Below are 17,509 nucleotides of genomic sequence, written 5' to 3'. Positions count from 1 at the left end.
TATCATCCGATCCTCCCGGGTTTCGATGCAATTTGGGGTTTCAAGCTGCGGCATGGGAAAGCGTGTTTTCCACCAAAAAGCAAGCAGCCAGGTCCTTGTTGCCGCGAGCGGTCAGGACCGGGCTTTGTTTGTGACAGCGGCCGAATGCGTTCGGGCAGCGGCTGGCGAAACTGCAACCGGGCGGCAGGTCGATCGGGCTTGGCGGCTCTCCTTCCAGCAGACAGTCTTCCGGCTTGTAGCGGCGCTCCTCCAGCGTCGGCACGGCGCTGAGCAAGGCCTTGGTGTAAGGATGGCCTGGATCGAAGAACAGCCGGCTGTTGTCGGCGATCTCGACGACTTCGCCGAGATACATGACCGCAACGCGATTGCAGACACGCCGTACCATCGCCAGATCGTGAGAAATGTAGACATAGGTCAGGCCGTGCTGGGCCTGCAACTGCTCGAACAGCTTCAGCAATTTGAACTGCTCGGTCTGGTCGAGCGACGACAGCGTCTCGTCCATGATCAGCACCTTCGGCTCCAGCACCATGGCGCGGGCGACGTTGACGCGCTGGCGCTGGCCGGCACTCAAACCCAGCGGAAGCTCATCGTAGAGCGTGGCGGGCAAACCGACCTCGCGCATCACCGAGAGCACGCGGTCACGCAGCTCCGCGCCCCTGGCGATGCCGTGCGTCTTCAGCGGCTCCTCGATGATGGCGCCGATGGCGGTGCGTGGCGGCAGCGAATTGAAGGGATCCTGCAGCACCAGCTGAAAATCGCGCCGGAACTTCAAAAGTCCCTTGCCGGAAAGCCTGGTGATATCCTGCCGGTCGCAGAGGACCTGGCCGCTATCTGGCCGTTCCAGCCGGCTGAGCAGGCGCATGAGCGTGGACTTGCCGCAGCCGGATTCGCCGACGATGCCAAAGTTCTCGCCCGGAAAGACGTCGAAGGTGACGTTGCGCACGGCGCGCACGGTGCTGTAGCTGGCAAAGGTGCCGCGCTTGCGCACCCGGTAGGAACGGGTGGCATCACGAATGCTGATGATCGGCTCGCGAGACTCGGCCGGCAGGTCGATTGCGACCGCTTCGCCTGTCCAGATCTTCGGGATCTGGCTGATCAGCTCTCGGGTATAGGGATGCTCCGGCCTGTCGACGAGTGCCTTCGTTGCCTGCCGCTCCACGACCCAGCCTTCGGCCAGAACCAGAATCTGATCGGCAGCGTCACTCACCAGCGGTAACGACGAGGATATGAAGACGATCGCCGTGTCGAAACGCGTCGTCAACTCCCGCATCAGGCGCAGCACCTGGGCAGCGACCGTAACATCAAGCGGCTGGGTGACATTATCGGCGACGAGGAAAGCCGGATTGCTGACCAGCGCATCGACGATCAGGGCGCGCTGCATCATGCCGCCGCTGAATTGCGATGGATATTCGTGGTAGCGCATCTGCGGCGAGGGGATGCGAACAGCGCCAAGCAGATCGATGACTCGCTTCCTGGCTTCCTCATGCGCAATCTCCGGTGCGACCGCGCGCAGTTTCTCGACGATCTGCTGGCCGACCGGCAGGGTCGGATCGAGAGCCCCGGCCGGATTGGCGCCGACATAGGCGATCTCGCGGCGCAGCATGCGCAGCTTTTGTGCCGGCAAATCGAGGATGTTTTGGGATTTGTAGACCACCGATCCAGACGTAACCTTCAGTGGCGGATCGATCCAGTTGACGAGCGCCCGCGAGAGCACGGTCTTGCCGGCGCCGCTCGCCCCGATGATGCCGAGAATTTCGCGTGGGGCCAGATCGAAGCCGATGTCGGAAATGATCGGACGCATGCCGCCGCCCGTTTCCAGGCCAACGCTCAGATCGCGAACCTTCAGAAGCGGTGTGCCAGTCACGATTTGCCTCCATAGATACGATTGCGAGCCCGTTCGAGCGATGCGCCCATCAGGTTGATGCTGGTCAGGCACAGGCACAGGAACACGCCCGGCATGGTGGCGATCCACCAGGCATTGAGCAGATACTTGCGGCCATCGGCGATGATGTTGCCGAAGGTCGGCGTCGGCGGCTGAACACCCAGCCCGATGAAGCCGAGGATGGATTCGAAGATCATCATCCGGGCGACATCGAGCACCGAGACGAAGATGATCGGCGGCAGCACCAGCGGCGCCAGCAGGCGCACCATGATGCGGAAATCGGACGCGCCGTAGATTTCGGCGGCGCGCACATATTCCCGCTTGCGCTCGGTCATCACGACGCTGCGGGTGACGCGGGCATAGACTGGCCAGCTCGACAGGCCGAGGACGAGGATGATCGCCGGGATCGTCGGACGCGAGACGCCAAGCACGGTGATCGCCAGGATGATCATCGGGATCGACAGCTGGGCATCGGTCAGGCGCATGATCGCCATGTCGACGCGGCCGCCATAGTAGCCGGCGATCGTGCCGAGCGAACAGCCGATAATCAGCATGACGAGAACGGTGGAAAGCCCGATCAGCAACGAGTAACGCAGGCCGACGAGGCTGCGCACCAGCATGTCGCGGCCGATCTGGTCAGTGCCGAGCGGCGCCGTCCAGCTCCACTTTTCGCCCATGAACGGCGGCGCATGCAGGCGCGTGGTGACGCTCATCTTGGTGGGGTCGATGCCGCTCAGTTGCGGATAAAGCAGGGCCGCCAGAACCAGCACGATGAAAATGACAGCGCCGACACGGAATTCGTTGGAGGCAAGGGCAATCCGCCAGATACGCCGCGCCACCGAAGCGCCGCGTTGCCTTGCCGGAACCGGGTTTGCCGGGATGTCTGTCTCGGTCACGCTCATCAATATTCCAACCTTGGATCGATCATGGTGGCAATCAGGTCGACTGCGATGTTGATGAAGACGAAGATCGCGCTGGTGACGATGGCGATCCCCTGGATCAGCGGGAAATCTCGCTGCAGCACGGCGTTGATGGTCAAAAGTCCGAGGCCCGGATAGTCGAAGATGAATTCGACGGCGAGGACGCCGCCCAGCAGGCCGCTGATCTGGATGCCGATCAGGTTGAGCAGCGGAACGGAGGCATTACGCAGCGCATGGGCGACGATGATGCGGCTGCGGCTAAGGCCGCGGACATTGCCGACCGCGATGAAAGGCTCCATCATCACGGTGGCCACCGATCCGGTCAGCGTCCGGATCAGCACCGGCGCCAGTTCGACGGCCAGAACGATCGCCGGCAGGATGGTATAGGCAAAGCCGGAGTAGCCGATCGCGGGCAGCCAACCGAGCTTGACCGACAGAAGCATGGCAAGGACGATGCCGAGCCAGAAGTTCGGCAGCGATATGAAGATCGAGGAAATGTAGAATGCGACGCGATCCGGCCATCGTCCGGGCGCCAGTCCGCCGGGAATACCGACGAGAAAGGAGAAGACCAGGGCGAAGAATATTGCCAGTCCGCCGAGTTGCAGCGTCATCGGCAGGGTGTCCCCGATCAGGGTCAGCACTTCGGCCCGCTCGCCGCGGGTGGAATCGCCGAAACTGGAACCGCCGGTGGAAGCACCGCTTGCAGGCCGCACGAAGGATTGCCCGAGATCCCCCCTGACGACGCCGCTCATGTAGCGGCCGAACTGCACGAGGATGGGATCACGCAGGCCCATGTCCTTGGCGATCTGCTCGATCAGCGCTTCCGGCGCCATACCGCCGGCCATCAGCCGGACAGGATCGCCGGGAACCACACGCAGCAGCGTGAAGATAAGCAGCGTCACCAGAAAGACGATCAGTGCACCTTGCGCCAGCCGTCGAACCAGAAAACTGAGAATGAACATGTCATATCCTGGCAGCAATCGGAGTGATCCGTCCTGAGCGGTGACGGTCGCGGTCGCTTGTTGACATCATGAGCGAACGAAAACCTCCGCGGCGCCGGCCTCCAGCGCCGCGGAAAACGCAAGCCAGCATCAGCTGAATGCGGCCTTCGAGGCGTCCATGGACCCGTCAGGATAGATGAATAGGCCAGCCAGCGACTTGTCCATTGCGTGGATCATCACCGAAGTGAACAGTGACAGGGCCGGCACCTTTTCGGCAAGCATGGGCATGGTTTCTGTCTGTAGGATTTTCTTGCGCTCATCGAGCGACGGGGCACTGCGCTCCTTGTCGAGTGTCGCGTCGAGTTCCTTGTCGACGATGCCGGTGATGCGCTTCGAGGTCGAATGGAAATGCGTGCGCAATACGAGGTCGGGTTCGGGCGAACCGGTGGACCAGCCGCAATCGACCATATGGCCGGGGCCGCCGCCCGGCCGATCGTAGAGGCGTTCGTTCCAGGCGGCGATCTCCAGAACGGAGAGCGACACCTGAAAACCCTGTTCCTGCAGCATGGCGGTGATGACCTCGCCGTATTCCTTGGTCTTCGGGTAGAATCCGACGGAGGTGATGTATTCCAGCGGCGGCAGACCCTCGCCCTTCGGGAAACCGGCCTCGGCCAGCAGCGCCTGGCATTTTTCCGGGCTGTATTCCGGGTAGTTCGGCAGGTCGACATAGCCAAACTTCACCGGCGACACATAGTTGGATGAAACATGACCGGCCGAGCCCAGAATTTCGACGATCATCGAGCGGTCGATCGCGTGGCAGGCCGCCTTGCGGATGAGCGGGTTGTCGAACGGCGCCTTCGAGCAGCGGAACCAGAGATATTTATTCTCGACCGAAACGACGCTGCTGATGGCGATTTTATCATTGCCCTCGAGCGAGGTCACCTGTTCCGGTTCCAGACGCTCGACGATCGAGGCCTGGCCATTGAGCAGGGACAGCATGCGTGTCGTGCTGTCGCCGACGAAATTGAAGCTGATGCCAGGAATCTTCGGCGTACCGAGGAAATAATCAGGATAGGCTTCGAGGATCGTGGCATTGCCTTCCTGCTTGACGAACTTGAACGGGCCGGTGCCGTTCAGGCGCTGCGTCAGCGGGCCGGTCGGGCCGCCGGCGACATCGGTCGCCGACATGATCGGCAGGTATGAGGCGAGGAAGATGAACAGATGGGCCGGATATCCGCCCTTGGAGGTATCGACGATGACCGTGTAGTCGTCAGGGGTGGTGATAACAAGCGTCTCGGTCGGGCCGGGATAGAATTGGGCCGGGCGGTCCGGCCCGGAGCCGTATTCGAAGGTCGCCTTGACGTCTTCGGCCTTGAAGGGTTTGCCGTCGTGGAATTTGACGCCCTCGCGCAGCTTGATCTCGAGCTTGTTCGGATCGAGAAGCTTGATGCTGGTGGCCAGTTCATAGACCACTTCATCGGGCTTTTCGACAGTCATCGGCGTCCGCGTCAGGAAACCCATGACGAAGCCTTCGATATTCTTCTGCGACAGCGTCGTGTGACCGGTCGGGTCCCAGTTGCCCGTAATGTTTTCCGCCGACAGGAACACCACCGTCTTGCCCGACTGGGCCAAGGCCGAGGAGAACAGGAAATCCGGGTTGATCTGCAGGAGACCGGCACCCGTGCCAGCCGCACCAAGTCCGGCGAGGAAATTGCGTCTGCTGATGTCATTCATAAGCTGTTTCCCTTTTTGTGGTTTTATGTGGCTTTCTTATTATTCCACGATATCGGGCATTTTTTCCTTTTTCAATGGGCTCTCGTAAATTAGAAAATTGCAATGCCATACTCCCGCCGTAAGCCGGTTCCGGCGATTTCTATTCTGTTGATTATAAGTGCAATTTCGGAAAATCCGATCGGCGCGGCGCTCGCTAAAAACTCAAGAGTGGCGAATTTTTCAGCATTTATCTATTGCGTAGGCGGAATAGGCGGATCAGATATTTCTATAAATATCACAAAATCACATCTCGGCGCCTAAAAAATACCCAGGGAAAGGAAGCGGACGATCGTTTAAAAGCTCTTGAAGAGATTCGAACCCGAAACCCTGTCCTCCACCTTCGGCATCATTGAAAATTCCGGCTCTTGATCTTCAGCGAAGGATTGGGATTCTTGCCTGTACACCGGAACCTGCCCGTGCGCCTGAGGGATATCGGCATTCCCAAGAACAGAATGCATCTGCTGGCGGACAATATAGTACGCTATGTTGAAACCTTTTTGATCGTCCGGATAGAGGCATGTTACGGCGCTGACGTATCGCGTGTCGAAGAAGCCTTAGCAAACAACGATCTTTCCCTTCGAACTGCCGCGGTGAGTAAGTCGACAGTCTTGCGAATTCGGGCATGACGCCGAAGGTCCTCATGAACCGACAGCCAGTAGCTGCGGCGCAAGAGGAACGACGGCTGCAGGACCGGGACAAGCAGGTGTTTTCCTGCAGCAAGATAGGCCGGCAGAACGCCCATTGCCATGCCGCTTTCAATCATGGCGCATTGAGCAATGATGCTCGTACTCGTGAACCGCATCGCCGGCTTCAGATCCGCAATGTCGAGATAGGCAAGCTCCCTCGTGTGGAGAAGCCCCGCGATGTAGCCGCAGAGCGTGTGGCCGGTCAAATCGTCCAGCGTCTGGGGAAGGCCGTTTCGCCCGAGATAGTCACGGGTGGCGTAAAAGCCCAACTCATAATCGGTCAGCTTGCGTGTTGCCAGGCTGCCTTCTTCCGGGCGATCGAGCGAAATAGCGATGTCGGCTTCCCGCGAAGAAAGCGAATAGGTCTGAGGTAAAGCAACAAGCTCGATGTCAAGGTTCGGATAGTCTTGCATGATGGCTGCAATGCGTCCGCCGAGGTAACCTACGCCGAGCCCCTCCGGTGCACCGATCCGCACGCGGCCCGTCATGCCGGTCGTCGTCTCGGCACCGAGCCCGCCGATCTCCTGAAGGACGATCGATTCCAGCTTGACCGCCGATCGTCTGAGATCTTCACCGGCCGAGGTGATGCACAACCGCCGCCCGGCCCGTTCGAATAGCTGAACTCCAAGGCTCTCCTCGAGCTTGGCGAGACGGCGGCTGATAGTTGAGTGGTCAAGCGCCAGGGCCTTTGCCGCATCGATGATCCGGCCAGTGCGAGCGATGTGCAGAAATACCCTGATATTGTCCCAATCCATCTTCCCAGAACTCCTTTTTGCACATGGTATGTGCTTCTTCGCGCCTTGTCTTCAGTGGCGTCGCCGATAAACCGGTTTGGGATATCGACATAAGGCGGAGAAAAGCGATGGAGGGGGATTATGATTACATTGTCGTGGGGGCGGGGACGGCAGGGTGTATCCTTGCGAACATGCTGTCTGAAACCCCAAGAAACCGCGTGCTGCTCCTTGAGGCCGGCAGCAAGGACAACTGGATCTGGTTTCATATTCCCGTCGGTTATCTATTCACCATAGGCAATCCCCGCTCCGATTGGATGTTCAAGACGGAGGCTGAAGCCGGCCTGAACGGCCGTTCGTTGTCCTACCCGCGCGGCAAAGTCATCGGCGGCTCCTCCGCGATCAACGCAATGATCGCCATGCGTGGTCAGGCGGCGGACTATGATGGATGGGCGAGCCTTGGTCTTGCGGGCTGGGGCTGGCAGGACGTTCTGCCCCATTTCCGGCAGATGGAAGATCATTTTATGGGGGAAAGCGCGCATCACGGCATAGGCGGCGGCTGGCGCGTCGAGGCCCCGCGTGTCTCCTGGCCGATCCTCGACGCCGTTCGGGAGGCTGCAGCGGAACTCGGCGTCGCCAAGATCGCGGATTTCAATACGGGTGACAATGAAGGATCCGGCTATTTTCACGTCAATCAGAAACGTGGTCGTCGGTGGTCTTCGGCAAGGGGTTTTCTGAAGCCGGTCTTAGCGCGGGCGAACCTGCGGCTTGAAACAGGTGTTCTGGTGGACAGGCTGGTCATCGAAGACGGGCGGGCAACTGGGGTGCGCTATATTCGCGACGGCGTCTTAAGAACGGCGACGGCAAGGGGCGAAGTCGTGCTGAGTGCCGGCGCCATCGGCTCCGTCCAGCTGTTGCACCGGTCGGGCATCGGGCCGGCTGAATGGCTTTCTGCCGCGGGCATCGAACCGGCTCTCGCACGGCCCGGCGTCGGGCGCAATCTCCAGGATCATCTGCAGCAGCGCTCCGTCTACAGGATCAGCGGCGCCCGTACGCTTAATGAAACCTATCACTCGCTTCTGCGCCGTGGCCTGATGGGAATCGACTATGCCCTGCGTCGCCGTGGACCGCTGACCATGGCGCCATCCCAGCTCGGCCTGTTCATGCGCTCCGATCAGTCGCACGATCGCGCCAACATCCAGTTTCACGTCCAGCCCCTGTCTTTGGACAGGTTCGGCGAACCGTTGCATCGTTTTCCTGCGATCACCGTCAGCGCCTGCAATCTGCGGCCAACGTCGCGCGGCGAGGTGCGGCTGCGCTCAGCCGATCCCCACGCACCGCCACTCATCGCCCCGCACTATCTGACGACAGCGGAAGACAGGCGCGTGGCAGCGGACGCTATCCGCGCGACGCGGCGGCTGATGGCACAGCCCGCGCTGAGACCGTACCGGCCGGAGGAAGTTCTGCCGGGCATTGCCATCGGCGACGACGACGCATCGCTTGCGAAGGCCGCCGGCGATATCGGCACCACCATCTTCCATCCGGTCGGGACTGCGAAGATGGGTCGCGCGGACGATCCGCTGTCCGTCGTCGATGCACGCCTGCGCTTCCACGGGATAGCGGGTCTTCGCGTGATCGATGCGTCGATCATGCCGACGATCACCTCCGGCAATACCAATACGCCGACGGCGATGATCGCGATGAAAGGTGCTGCGATGGTCCTTGAGGATGCACGCCGATAACCATGCACGGCCTTTCGTTCCGCTATTGTCACCGGACACGGAAACTGACATCATGGGTCGGCAGGCTTCAATGAGCCGCTGATATCCCATGAGCAGGGTAGCTCTCGACCGGAAACGGGCGGGAGCTTTTTTATTTTTTGGTGGGCGATGATGCATTCAGAAAACTGGCGGGTCGGCGTGCTGTTCTCAGAAACGGGTGTGACGGGAGCCGTGGAAACAACCCAGAGGGCCGCGGCCTTGCTGGCGATCGACGAAATCAACGCGGCCGGCGGCGTGCTCGGCAGGACGATCGAGCCCGTCGTGTACGATCCGCAATCGACGCCCAATCTCTACAAGGAACTTGCAGTCAAGCTTTGCGACGAAGACCGGGTCCGGGTCGTTTTCGGTTGCCATATGTCGAGCACCCGCAAAGCCGCTCTGCCCGTCATCGAGGCCCGTGATGCACTGCTGTTTTACCCGACGCTCTACGAGGGGTTCGAATACTCCCGGCACTGCATCTATACGGGTGCTGCCCCCAATCAAAACTCCGTCCAGCTCGTCGACTTCCTGACCGAGCACTACGGAAAGCGGGTTTTCCTTGTGGGTTCGAACTACGTCTATCCTTATGAATCCAACCGGACGATCAGTGACCTGTTTCTTCAGGTGGGCGGACAGGTCCTGGACGAGATGTATGTTCCCCTGAACCTCAAAACCGAGGACGTTGCCAAGATCATCCGGCATATTCGCGCGGCACAGCCGGATGTCATTTATTCGACGATTGTCGGCGACGGTATCATTCCCTTCTACACGGCGTTCAAGGAGGCCGGTTTCGATGCGGCGACAATGCCGATCGCGAGCCAGTCGACCAGCGAGGCGGATGTGATCCGTATGCGGCCGGATGTGGCCGAGGGGCATATCACCGCAGCCCCCTTCTTCGCCTCTCTGGATACGCCCCGCGCCCGGGCTTTCGTCTCGGCTTACCAACAGCGATACGGCCTGCAGATGCTGCCAACCGCGCCGGCCGAAGCGGCTTATTTCCAGGTTTATCTCTATGCGGCTGCTTTGCAGCGCGCCGGTGGCGACGGACTTGAGCAGCTTCTGCCGGCTCTCTATGATGTCGAGTACGATGCCCCGCAGGGTGCGGTGAAGATAGACCGGATGACAAACCACACGCATCTGTGGCCAAGAGTGGCAAGGGTGAATCCACAGGGCGGCTACGACATCGTCTATGATCCGTCGCTCCGAGTGGCGCCGGACCCGTTCATGCGAGAATATCGTCCGGACTTGACGCGGACTTTCCCGCATCGTGTTCAGGTTTGAGAGGGAGCGACGATGTCTTTCGCCCTTCTCAGAGATTTGCGGGATCTCAAGGTTCTGGTCATCCATCCTTGGACATCCGAGGGGGAGTTTCTCGTCGATCACCTGCGCCGTATCGGCTGTACGGTCAGTTGCCTCTGGCCGGTGCCACCCGAACTGCCACACGGCACGGATGTCGTCTTCCTTGCCATGGAAGATGAGGCGCGACCGGAAATCGAACGCCTGCTGAAGTCTTTCCCCAATCCTGCCCCGACAATGCTTGCCATCGTCGGTTACGAAAACCCCTCGACGTTGCAGATCGTTCTGGAAAGCGGGGCGCTCGCCATTGTCGAGAGACCAATCAAACCCTTTGGTCTGCTGACCAATCTCGCCATCGCCCGCAACCTCTGGCTGGAGCGGCAAAAGCTCGTCAAGGAAGCACGCAAATACAAGCGCAAGGTAATGGGAGACCAAAAACTTGCTCGGGCCAAAGCCATTTTGATGGCCAATCGCGGCACCAGCGAGAATGAGGCGTATCGTGAAATGCGCGAGCAAGCGATGGCTCGGCGCGTGCCGATCGATGAAATTGCCAATTCGATTATCAACGCCGAACAGCTCTTGCGCCCGTCCCAAAAACATGATTAGTTTTTCACGTGTTTCGAACAAAACACCTCCGGCACATCCCTTCGTTTAACGAAGCCATGTGCCGCTGTTGCACGCGGCGCAGCCGTGATGCGGTGATGGCAAGGATGCCCGCAGGCTGTGACAGGCCTCGCGGGTTTTTTGTTGTCTGCTGACAGTGACGTCAGTTCTCTACTCATTTCCGGCATGAGAGCCTTGCCGTTTGGCGGGCAGTGCCGCCGCGTGCGCCAATCAAAAAAAGGGGAACCAAGATGGTGTTCAACAGACGTGAATTTCTGAAAACCGCAGCGACCGCTTCCGCCGCACTCGCCTTGCCGGCTTTGGGCAGCCGCGCCCTGGCAGCCGATGCCATCAAAGTCGGTGCGCTCTACTCGCAGACGGGCGGGCTTTCCGTTGCCGAGAAACTTCTGGCAAACGGCGTCATGATGGCCGTGGCCGAAATCAACGCGACCGGCGGCGTTCTCGGTCGCCCAGTCGAGGTGGTCGTCGAAGACGGTGCATCCGATCCGAAAACCTTCAGCGAGAAGGCTTCGAAACTGATCCTCAAGGACAAGATTTCGACCGTGTTCGGCTGCCACACGTCGGCCAGCCGCAAGGCCGTGCTGCCGATCTTCGAGCGACGTGGCGCGATGCTGTTCTATCAGACACATTACGAAGGCTTCGAGTGCTCGCGCAACGTGGTCTATTCCGGCGCCGTTCCGAACCAGCAGCTCGCCAACTACATTCCCTGGATCGTCGAGAAACTGGGCAAGAAGAAATTCTTCATCGTCGGCTCGAACTATGTCTATCCGCGCGAGATGGCCAAGGTTTCCAAGAAGCTGATCGAGGCGGCCGGCGCCGAATGGGTAGCGGACGAATATCTGGAACTCGGCCATTCGGAATGGGCCGTCATGGTCAGCAAGATCAAGGAATCCGGCGCCGACGTGGTTCTGTCCAACGTGGTCGGAGACTCCATCATCGCCTTCTACCGCGAGTTCAAGAACCAAGGGCTCTCGCAGGAGGTTCTGCCGATCTGCGCGACGGTCACCTCCGAAATCGAAATCGCGGCGATGGGCGCCGAATATGCGGCCGGAAGCTACACCTCCTTCCCCTATTTCATGTCGATCGACACGCCGGCGAACAAGAGCTTCATCGACCGCTTCAGGACCTTCGTCAACGATCCGAAAGCCGTCACCTACCACTCACTCGAAGCCGCCTATTTCCAGGTTTTCCTGTGGAAGCAGGCCGTCGAAAAATCCGGCGATCTGTCCGCGGACGCGATCAGGGCCGGCATCCGCGGCCAAACCTACGAAGCGCCCGGCGGCAAGGTGACCACCGACCCCGACAACTTGCATTGCTGGCTGACGCCGCGCATCGGGCAATGGCAAGCGGACGGCCAGAGCAAGGTGGTGAACGCCTACCCGGCGCCGATCAAGCCTCTGCCCTATTCGGCCTATGGCGAGACGGAGAGCAATCTGTTCTGCACCAGCAACGGTCTCGACGCCGCAAAGCTCAAGGGCTGACCCCTCCCCGCGTCGTCCCGCCATCCATGGGTGGCGGGATCATGTCTCGTTAAGGCGGGCCTCCACTCTTCTCCCCAAGCTGCCATCCTGCCTTCAGGATGGGCAAGGCGCAGCAGAGTTCGGCCCACCCTTCTCACGAACGGTGGCGTTATGCTCGACATTCTGTTTATCGGCCTCAGTCTCGGCTCGATCCTTCTTTTGGTGGCGCTCGGCCTTGCCATCACCTACGGCGCCATGGGCGTCATCAACATGGCTCATGGAGAGATGGTGATGATCGGCGCCTATGTCGCCGTCCTCTCCGGCATCTGGCTGAAGGCAAGCCTTCTGCTTGCGATCCCGCTGGCCTTCGTCGTGACGGCCCTGCTCGGTCTGCTGATCGAGCGGGTGGTTGTGCGGCGGCTTTATGGCCGTCTGCTGGACACGCTTCTCGCCACCTGGGGGATCGCCATCCTCCTGCAGCAGGCGGTGCGGCTCGAATTCGGCCTGTCCTTTTTCGGCCTTCATGTCGAAGGTCTTGGGGCCGGCCTGCAGAACGTCGCGGTGCCTGCCTACCTGCAGGGCACGTTCAGGCTCGCCGGCACTGACATCAACGCCTATCGCACCTTCATCATCGCCGTTACCGCCGCGCTGACACTGGCGACATGGTTCATTCTCTACCGGACGGCGGCCGGCATGCAGGTTCGCGCCATCATCCGGAACCCGAAAATGGCGGCAGCCTGCGGAATCGACGTGAAACGCGTCAACGCTATGACATTTGCTTTCGGTTCCGGCCTTGCCGGCGTCGCCGGCGTCATGATGTCCGGCTTCAAAACGGTCTTTCCCGACATGGGCACGACGATGGTCGTCGACGGCTTCATGGTCGTCGTCACCGGCGGGGTCGGCAGCCTTTTCGGCACCATCCTGTCGTCAGGGCTTCTCGGCGAAATCAATGCGCTGGTCGCCATCGGTACGAACGACATCCTGGCACGTGCCGTCGTGTTCGGGGTCGTCATTCTCGTCATTCTCGTCAAGCCCAGCGGGCTGTTCTCGTTCAAGGGGCGCTGACATGAGCATCGAACGGAAATTCCAGGTCGCCGCCTATGTGCTCTTCATCGCGGTGATATTTGCAGCGCCCGTTTTTGGCGACGAATTCTGGCTGAACCGCATTTCGAAGTACCTGGTCTACGGCATGCTGGGCGTCGCCATCGCGCTCACATGGGGATATGCCGGTATTCTCAATCTCGGCCAGGGATTGTTTTTCGGTCTCGGCGCCTACATGCTGGCCATGTCGCTGAAGCTGTCGAGCCTGACCAGTCTGCAACAGGGCTCCGACAAGCCGGTTCCTGATTTCATGCTCTGGAATGCCGAGCCCGGCGCGCCGACGGAGCTTTGCTGCATCAACAAGGGCTCCTTCCTCTGGCTTCCATTTCAAAGTCAGTCGGTGGGTCTTGTGCTCGGCATCCTGCTTCCGGTGGTAATTGCCGGAGCACTCGGCATGCTGGTTTTCCGCAAGCGCATTTCCGGGGTTTTCGTCTCGATCATCACGCTGGCGCTCGTTCTGCTTGTCCGTCTCGTCATGGTCGATGCGCAACCGGTGACAAACGGCTTCAACGGTCTGACGGATCTTGGTTGGCTGACGATCGGTGGCATCGAATTCGATCCCTATAGCCGGGCGACCTATTATCTGTGTGCCGCATGCCTGTCGCTGACGCTCATCGGTGCCCGTCTCATCGTTGAAACCCGCGCGGGCATGATCCTGCAGGCGATCCGCGACGATCATGTGCGGGCCCGCTATCTCGGCTTCGACGTCTCGCTTTACCAGGTGTTCTTCTTCGTGATTTCGGCGGGCATCGCCGGCGTTGCCGGCATGCTCTACGTGGTCGTTGCGGAGTTTGCGTCTCCGACGTTCATGGACCTGTCCTTTTCCGTGACGATGGTGGTCTGGGCTGCCGTCGGCGGCCGCTCCTCCCTACTTGGCGCCTGCATCGGCGCGATCTTGATCAACATGATCGAGGCGGAGGTCAGCGAGACCGAAGCGCTGGTCGAGGCATGGAAGGCGATCATCGGTCTCATCTTCGTGCTGGTCGTTTTGTTCATGCCGCGCGGCCTTGGCGGCGTTGCGCATGATGTGCTGCGGCAGTTTATCCGCCGGCTCAAACCCGGCGCGGCATCTTCACCGCTGCAGCAACAAAGCGAGGCATTGTGATATGAGTGCGATCGCATTGACCATCGACGGTCTCAGCGTCGATTTCGGCGGCTTCCGCGCCGTCAACAATGTCAGCATCACCGTCTTCGACGGCGAGCTGCGTGTGCTGCTTGGCGCAAACGGCGCGGGTAAGACGACTTTGATGGATTTGGTCAGCGGCAAGACGCGCAGCACGCAAGGCAGGGTCTTCGTCTACGACACCGACATCACCAACTGGCCCGAACATCGCATTGCACGCGCCGGCATAGGCCGGAAATTCCAGATCCCCAGCGTCTTTCGCGATCTTACCGTGCGACAGAATCTGGAGGTCGCCAATTGCCGCAATCCTTCGGTGCTCGCCAATCTTCGCTTCGGCTTTTCACGAGCGGAGGCAAACCGCGTCGACGACGTCCTTGCCCTCATCGGCCTCGATGCCGAGCACGACGTGATGGCCGCCTATTTGAGCCACGGTCAGACACAGTGGCTGGAGCTCGGCATGCTCATCGTTCAGGATCCTAAGGTGGTTCTGCTCGACGAGCCAACAGCCGGGATGACCCAGGCGGAAACCCGCAAGACGGCGGAGATCATCAACAATCTCAAAGGTCGCCATACGATTCTCGTTGTCGAACACGACATGGGGTTCGTCCGCGAAATCGCCGAGCGCATCACCGTTCTCCATCTCGGAGAGGTTCTGGCGGAAGGAAGCGTCGAAGATATCGAACGCAATCCGAAAGTCCGCGAAGCCTATCTCGGTTCAAAAGGAATATCCTGATGCTGTCATTGAAAGACGTGCACAGCTTTTACGGCCGCAGCCATATCCTGCACGGCATCACGCTCGATGTCCCGGCCGGCAAGGTGACAAGCATTCTCGGCCGCAACGGCACCGGCAAGACGACCCTGTTGAAAACCCTGATGGCATTGACCGACCGCATGACGGGCGAGATGCGTCTGCAGGGAAAGGACATGGCCGCATCCCCAACGCATGAAAGGGCAAGGGCCGGTATTGCTTACGTCCCCCAGGGCCGGGAGATCATTCCCGATTTTACCATCCGCGAGAACATCCTGATGGGCGCCTTTGCCCGCACCGATGGCAAACGCGAGATTCCTGCGCTGGTGCCGGAGCTCTTTCCATACCTGATGGCCAATCTCGATCGGCCGGGCGGCGTGCTTTCGGGCGGCCAGCAGCAGCAGCTCGCCATCGCCCGCGCGCTGGCCGCAGATCCGAAAGTGCTGCTTCTCGACGAACCTAACGAAGGCATCCAACCTTCCATCGTCGAGGAGATTGAAAAGATCATCATTCGGCTCAATCGCGAGATCGGCATGACGATCATCCTTGTTGAGCAAAACGTCGCCTTTGCGCGGCACGCGTCTCACCAGTTCGCAATGCTGGAGAAGGGAGGCGTGGTCGCGGCCGGCGCCATCGACACGCTCTCCGACGCGCTTGTTCATCGGCATATGGCTGTCTGAAACAGACGATATTCTTTCATAGAGACAATGGGAACAACCATGACATCGACCCAAAGCTATACCGCGGCCACCATCCAGTTTGAGCCGACCATGTTCGAAAAGGCGCGCAATATCAGCCGGCTGGCAGCCCTTTGCGAAGAGGCAGCGGAGGCAGGCGCACGCCTGATCGTCACGCCCGAAATGGGCACGACCGGCTATTGCTGGTTCGACAGGGCCGAGGTGAAACCTTTCGTCGAGACTATCCCCGGAGCGACCACGGATGTTTTCCAGGCCATTGCCAGCAAACACCGCTGCTATATCGTGGTCGGCATGCCGGAAGTCGACCCGGCAAGTGATCTTTACTACAATACCGCCGTCCTGATCGGTCCAGACGGCGTCGTTGGCCGGCATCGCAAATCGCATCCCTATATCGCCGAGCCGAAATGGGCTGCCAACGGCGACATCGTCCACGAGGTCTTCGAAACCGAGATCGGCCGGATCTCGATGCTGGTCTGCATGGATCTGCACTTCTTCGAGACAGCGCGGCTGGAGGCACTCGCCGGTGCCGACATCATCTGCCATATCTCCAACTGGCTGCAGGAGCGCACGCCGGCACCCTACTGGATCAACCGCGCCTTCGAAAACGCCTGCTATGTCATCGAAAGCAACCGTTGGGGGCTGGAGAGAACGGTGCAGTTTTCCGGTGGAAGCTGCCTAATCGAGCCCGACGGTACGGTTGCCGTATCGATCGATACGGGCGACGGGATCGCCTATGGCACGGTCGATCTTGCCCGCGCCCGCCGCCGCGAGGTCTTGTTCGAGCCGGTATTCAAGTCCCGCCGGCCCGAGCTCTACATGAACATGATGACCAACAGCTTCACCTGGAATCCGGGCGATTACTTCCGTCTCTATGGCTACCAGCCGATCCCGCGCGGACGCGCATCCCGCGCCGCCGTCGCCCAGTTCGCCCCCACCTCCCTCGTCGCCGATAATCTCGCCCGCATCGCGGATCTGGCAGCCGAGGCGAAGGCAACGACAGCACCGGATATTCTGGTTTTCCCGGAACTGTCGCTGACCGGACTGGAGGCCCCGCAAGGCCGGGCGGAACCGCTCTCGGGCCCGACGGTATCGGCCTTCGTTCGTCTGGCGATGAAGCTCGGTTTCTATCTTGTCGCCGGATTTGCCGAAGAGGACGGGGACAAGGTCTACAACAGCGCTGTTCTCGCTGGCCCCGAGGGGCTCGTGGGCAGCTATCGCAAGACGCATCTCGGCATTACCGACAGCTGGGCGACGGCCGGCGACGAATGGAAAGTCTACGATCTTGCCATCGGCCGGGTCGGCCTGGCGGTCGGCCATGATGCGCTCTATCCCGAAGCCATCCGTTCGCTCGCGCTGATGGGATGCGACGTGGTCGCTTGCCCATCAGCCATAGCAGGCACTTTCACCGGCAGCCACAACGGCACGAAAATTCCGCATAACTATCCGATCCCCAAGGGCGCCGATCCCTATCACTGGCATGCCTTGCGCGTGCGCGGCGGCGAGAACAACCTCTATTTCGCCTTCGCCAATGTGCTGGATGCGGCGCGGGGGTACCTGGGCAAGAGCGCAGTATTCGGGCCGGATTCCTTTGCCTTTCCGCGCCAGGAATCGGCAATCCTGGACGAGGACGGGATTGCGGCGGCAGCCGTCGACACCACCAATCTCGATACGCCGTATCCGACGAACATCGTCCGGCGAAAGGATCTTGTCGTCATGCGCCAGCCGCATCACTATCAGCCGCTCGTCAAGTGGCATCAGTGAGAGAC

At 60.2% G+C, this 17,509-nt stretch carries 14 protein-coding genes; 9 read left to right on the top strand and 5 right to left on the bottom strand.

From position 1 onward, the window contains the following. Positions 1-40 precede the first annotated feature (40 nt). The 5 genes from G9X64_RS19285 to G9X64_RS19265 form a co-directional block, all read right to left on the bottom strand. On the bottom strand, positions 41-1,864 hold the full coding sequence (locus tag G9X64_RS19285; RefSeq protein WP_171377215.1) for an ABC transporter ATP-binding protein: 1,824 nt from the start codon (positions 1,862-1,864) through the stop codon (positions 41-43). Beyond that, entirely contained in the window at positions 1,861-2,784 is a 924-nt protein-coding gene (locus tag G9X64_RS19280) for an ABC transporter permease (protein WP_168311976.1), read from the bottom strand. Before G9X64_RS19280 ends, G9X64_RS19285 begins: the two co-directional genes overlap by 4 nt. Then, positions 2,784-3,764 carry an ABC transporter permease gene (locus tag G9X64_RS19275; RefSeq protein ID WP_171377214.1) on the bottom strand — a complete coding sequence of 327 codons (981 nt, stop codon included), beginning with the start codon at positions 3,762-3,764 and terminating at the stop codon, positions 2,784-2,786. Before G9X64_RS19275 ends, G9X64_RS19280 begins: the two co-directional genes overlap by 1 nt. A gap of 129 nt (positions 3,765-3,893) precedes the next feature. After that, a complete protein-coding gene (locus G9X64_RS19270) occupies positions 3,894-5,477 on the bottom strand; it encodes an ABC transporter substrate-binding protein (protein ID WP_168311975.1) in 1,584 nt (527 codons plus the stop codon). Between the two features lie 559 nt (positions 5,478-6,036). Continuing rightward, positions 6,037-6,957: a LysR family transcriptional regulator gene (locus tag G9X64_RS19265; RefSeq protein WP_171377213.1), complete on the bottom strand. Its 921-nt coding sequence runs from the start codon at positions 6,955-6,957 to the stop codon at positions 6,037-6,039. Positions 6,958-7,064: 107 nt separating this feature from the next. Here G9X64_RS19265 and G9X64_RS19260 point away from each other — a divergent pair, with 107 nt between their 5' ends. The 9 genes from G9X64_RS19260 to G9X64_RS19220 all read left to right on the top strand — a co-directional run bounded on the left by G9X64_RS19260 (position 7,065) and on the right by G9X64_RS19220 (position 17,504). Further along, a complete protein-coding gene (locus G9X64_RS19260) occupies positions 7,065-8,675 on the top strand; it encodes a GMC family oxidoreductase (protein ID WP_171377212.1) in 1,611 nt (536 codons plus the stop codon). Positions 8,676-8,822: 147 nt separating this feature from the next. Beyond that, complete coding sequence (locus G9X64_RS19255; RefSeq protein ID WP_171377211.1) at positions 8,823-9,974, top strand: transporter substrate-binding domain-containing protein; 1,152 nt, start codon at positions 8,823-8,825, stop codon at positions 9,972-9,974. 12 nt (positions 9,975-9,986) lie between these two features. Then, positions 9,987-10,595, top strand: coding sequence for an ANTAR domain-containing response regulator (locus tag G9X64_RS19250; protein WP_168311971.1), 609 nt, complete (start codon positions 9,987-9,989; stop codon positions 10,593-10,595). 248 nt (positions 10,596-10,843) lie between these two features. Continuing rightward, positions 10,844-12,094 (top strand): transporter substrate-binding domain-containing protein, encoded by a 1,251-nt coding sequence (locus G9X64_RS19245; RefSeq protein ID WP_168311970.1) that lies wholly within the window; start codon positions 10,844-10,846, stop codon positions 12,092-12,094. Between the two features lie 150 nt (positions 12,095-12,244). Continuing rightward, on the top strand, positions 12,245-13,138 hold the full coding sequence (urtB, locus tag G9X64_RS19240) for an urea ABC transporter permease subunit UrtB (RefSeq protein ID WP_171377210.1): 894 nt from the start codon (positions 12,245-12,247) through the stop codon (positions 13,136-13,138). A gap of 1 nt (position 13,139) precedes the next feature. Next, on the top strand, positions 13,140-14,279 hold the full coding sequence (gene urtC, locus G9X64_RS19235) for an urea ABC transporter permease subunit UrtC (protein WP_171377209.1): 1,140 nt from the start codon (positions 13,140-13,142) through the stop codon (positions 14,277-14,279). A 1-nt stretch (position 14,280) separates the two neighbouring features. Beyond that, entirely contained in the window at positions 14,281-15,030 is a 750-nt protein-coding gene (urtD, locus tag G9X64_RS19230) for an urea ABC transporter ATP-binding protein UrtD (protein WP_168311967.1), read from the top strand. Further along, positions 15,030-15,725: an urea ABC transporter ATP-binding subunit UrtE gene (urtE, locus tag G9X64_RS19225; protein WP_168311966.1), complete on the top strand. Its 696-nt coding sequence runs from the start codon at positions 15,030-15,032 to the stop codon at positions 15,723-15,725. Before urtD ends, urtE begins: the two co-directional genes overlap by 1 nt. A gap of 27 nt (positions 15,726-15,752) precedes the next feature. Next, the gene (locus G9X64_RS19220; RefSeq protein ID WP_171377208.1) at positions 15,753-17,504 is read left to right on the top strand and encodes a nitrilase-related carbon-nitrogen hydrolase; all 1,752 of its coding nucleotides are present in this window, start codon (positions 15,753-15,755) and stop codon (positions 17,502-17,504) included. Positions 17,505-17,509 lie beyond the last annotated feature (5 nt).

Origin of the sequence: Rhizobium sophorae, assembly GCF_013087515.1 — a bacterium.
Classification (GTDB): Bacteria; Pseudomonadota; Alphaproteobacteria; order Rhizobiales; family Rhizobiaceae; genus Rhizobium; species Rhizobium sophorae.
The sequence above is the reverse complement of the archived record's forward strand: the minus strand, read 5'-3'. Positions and strand labels throughout refer to the sequence as shown.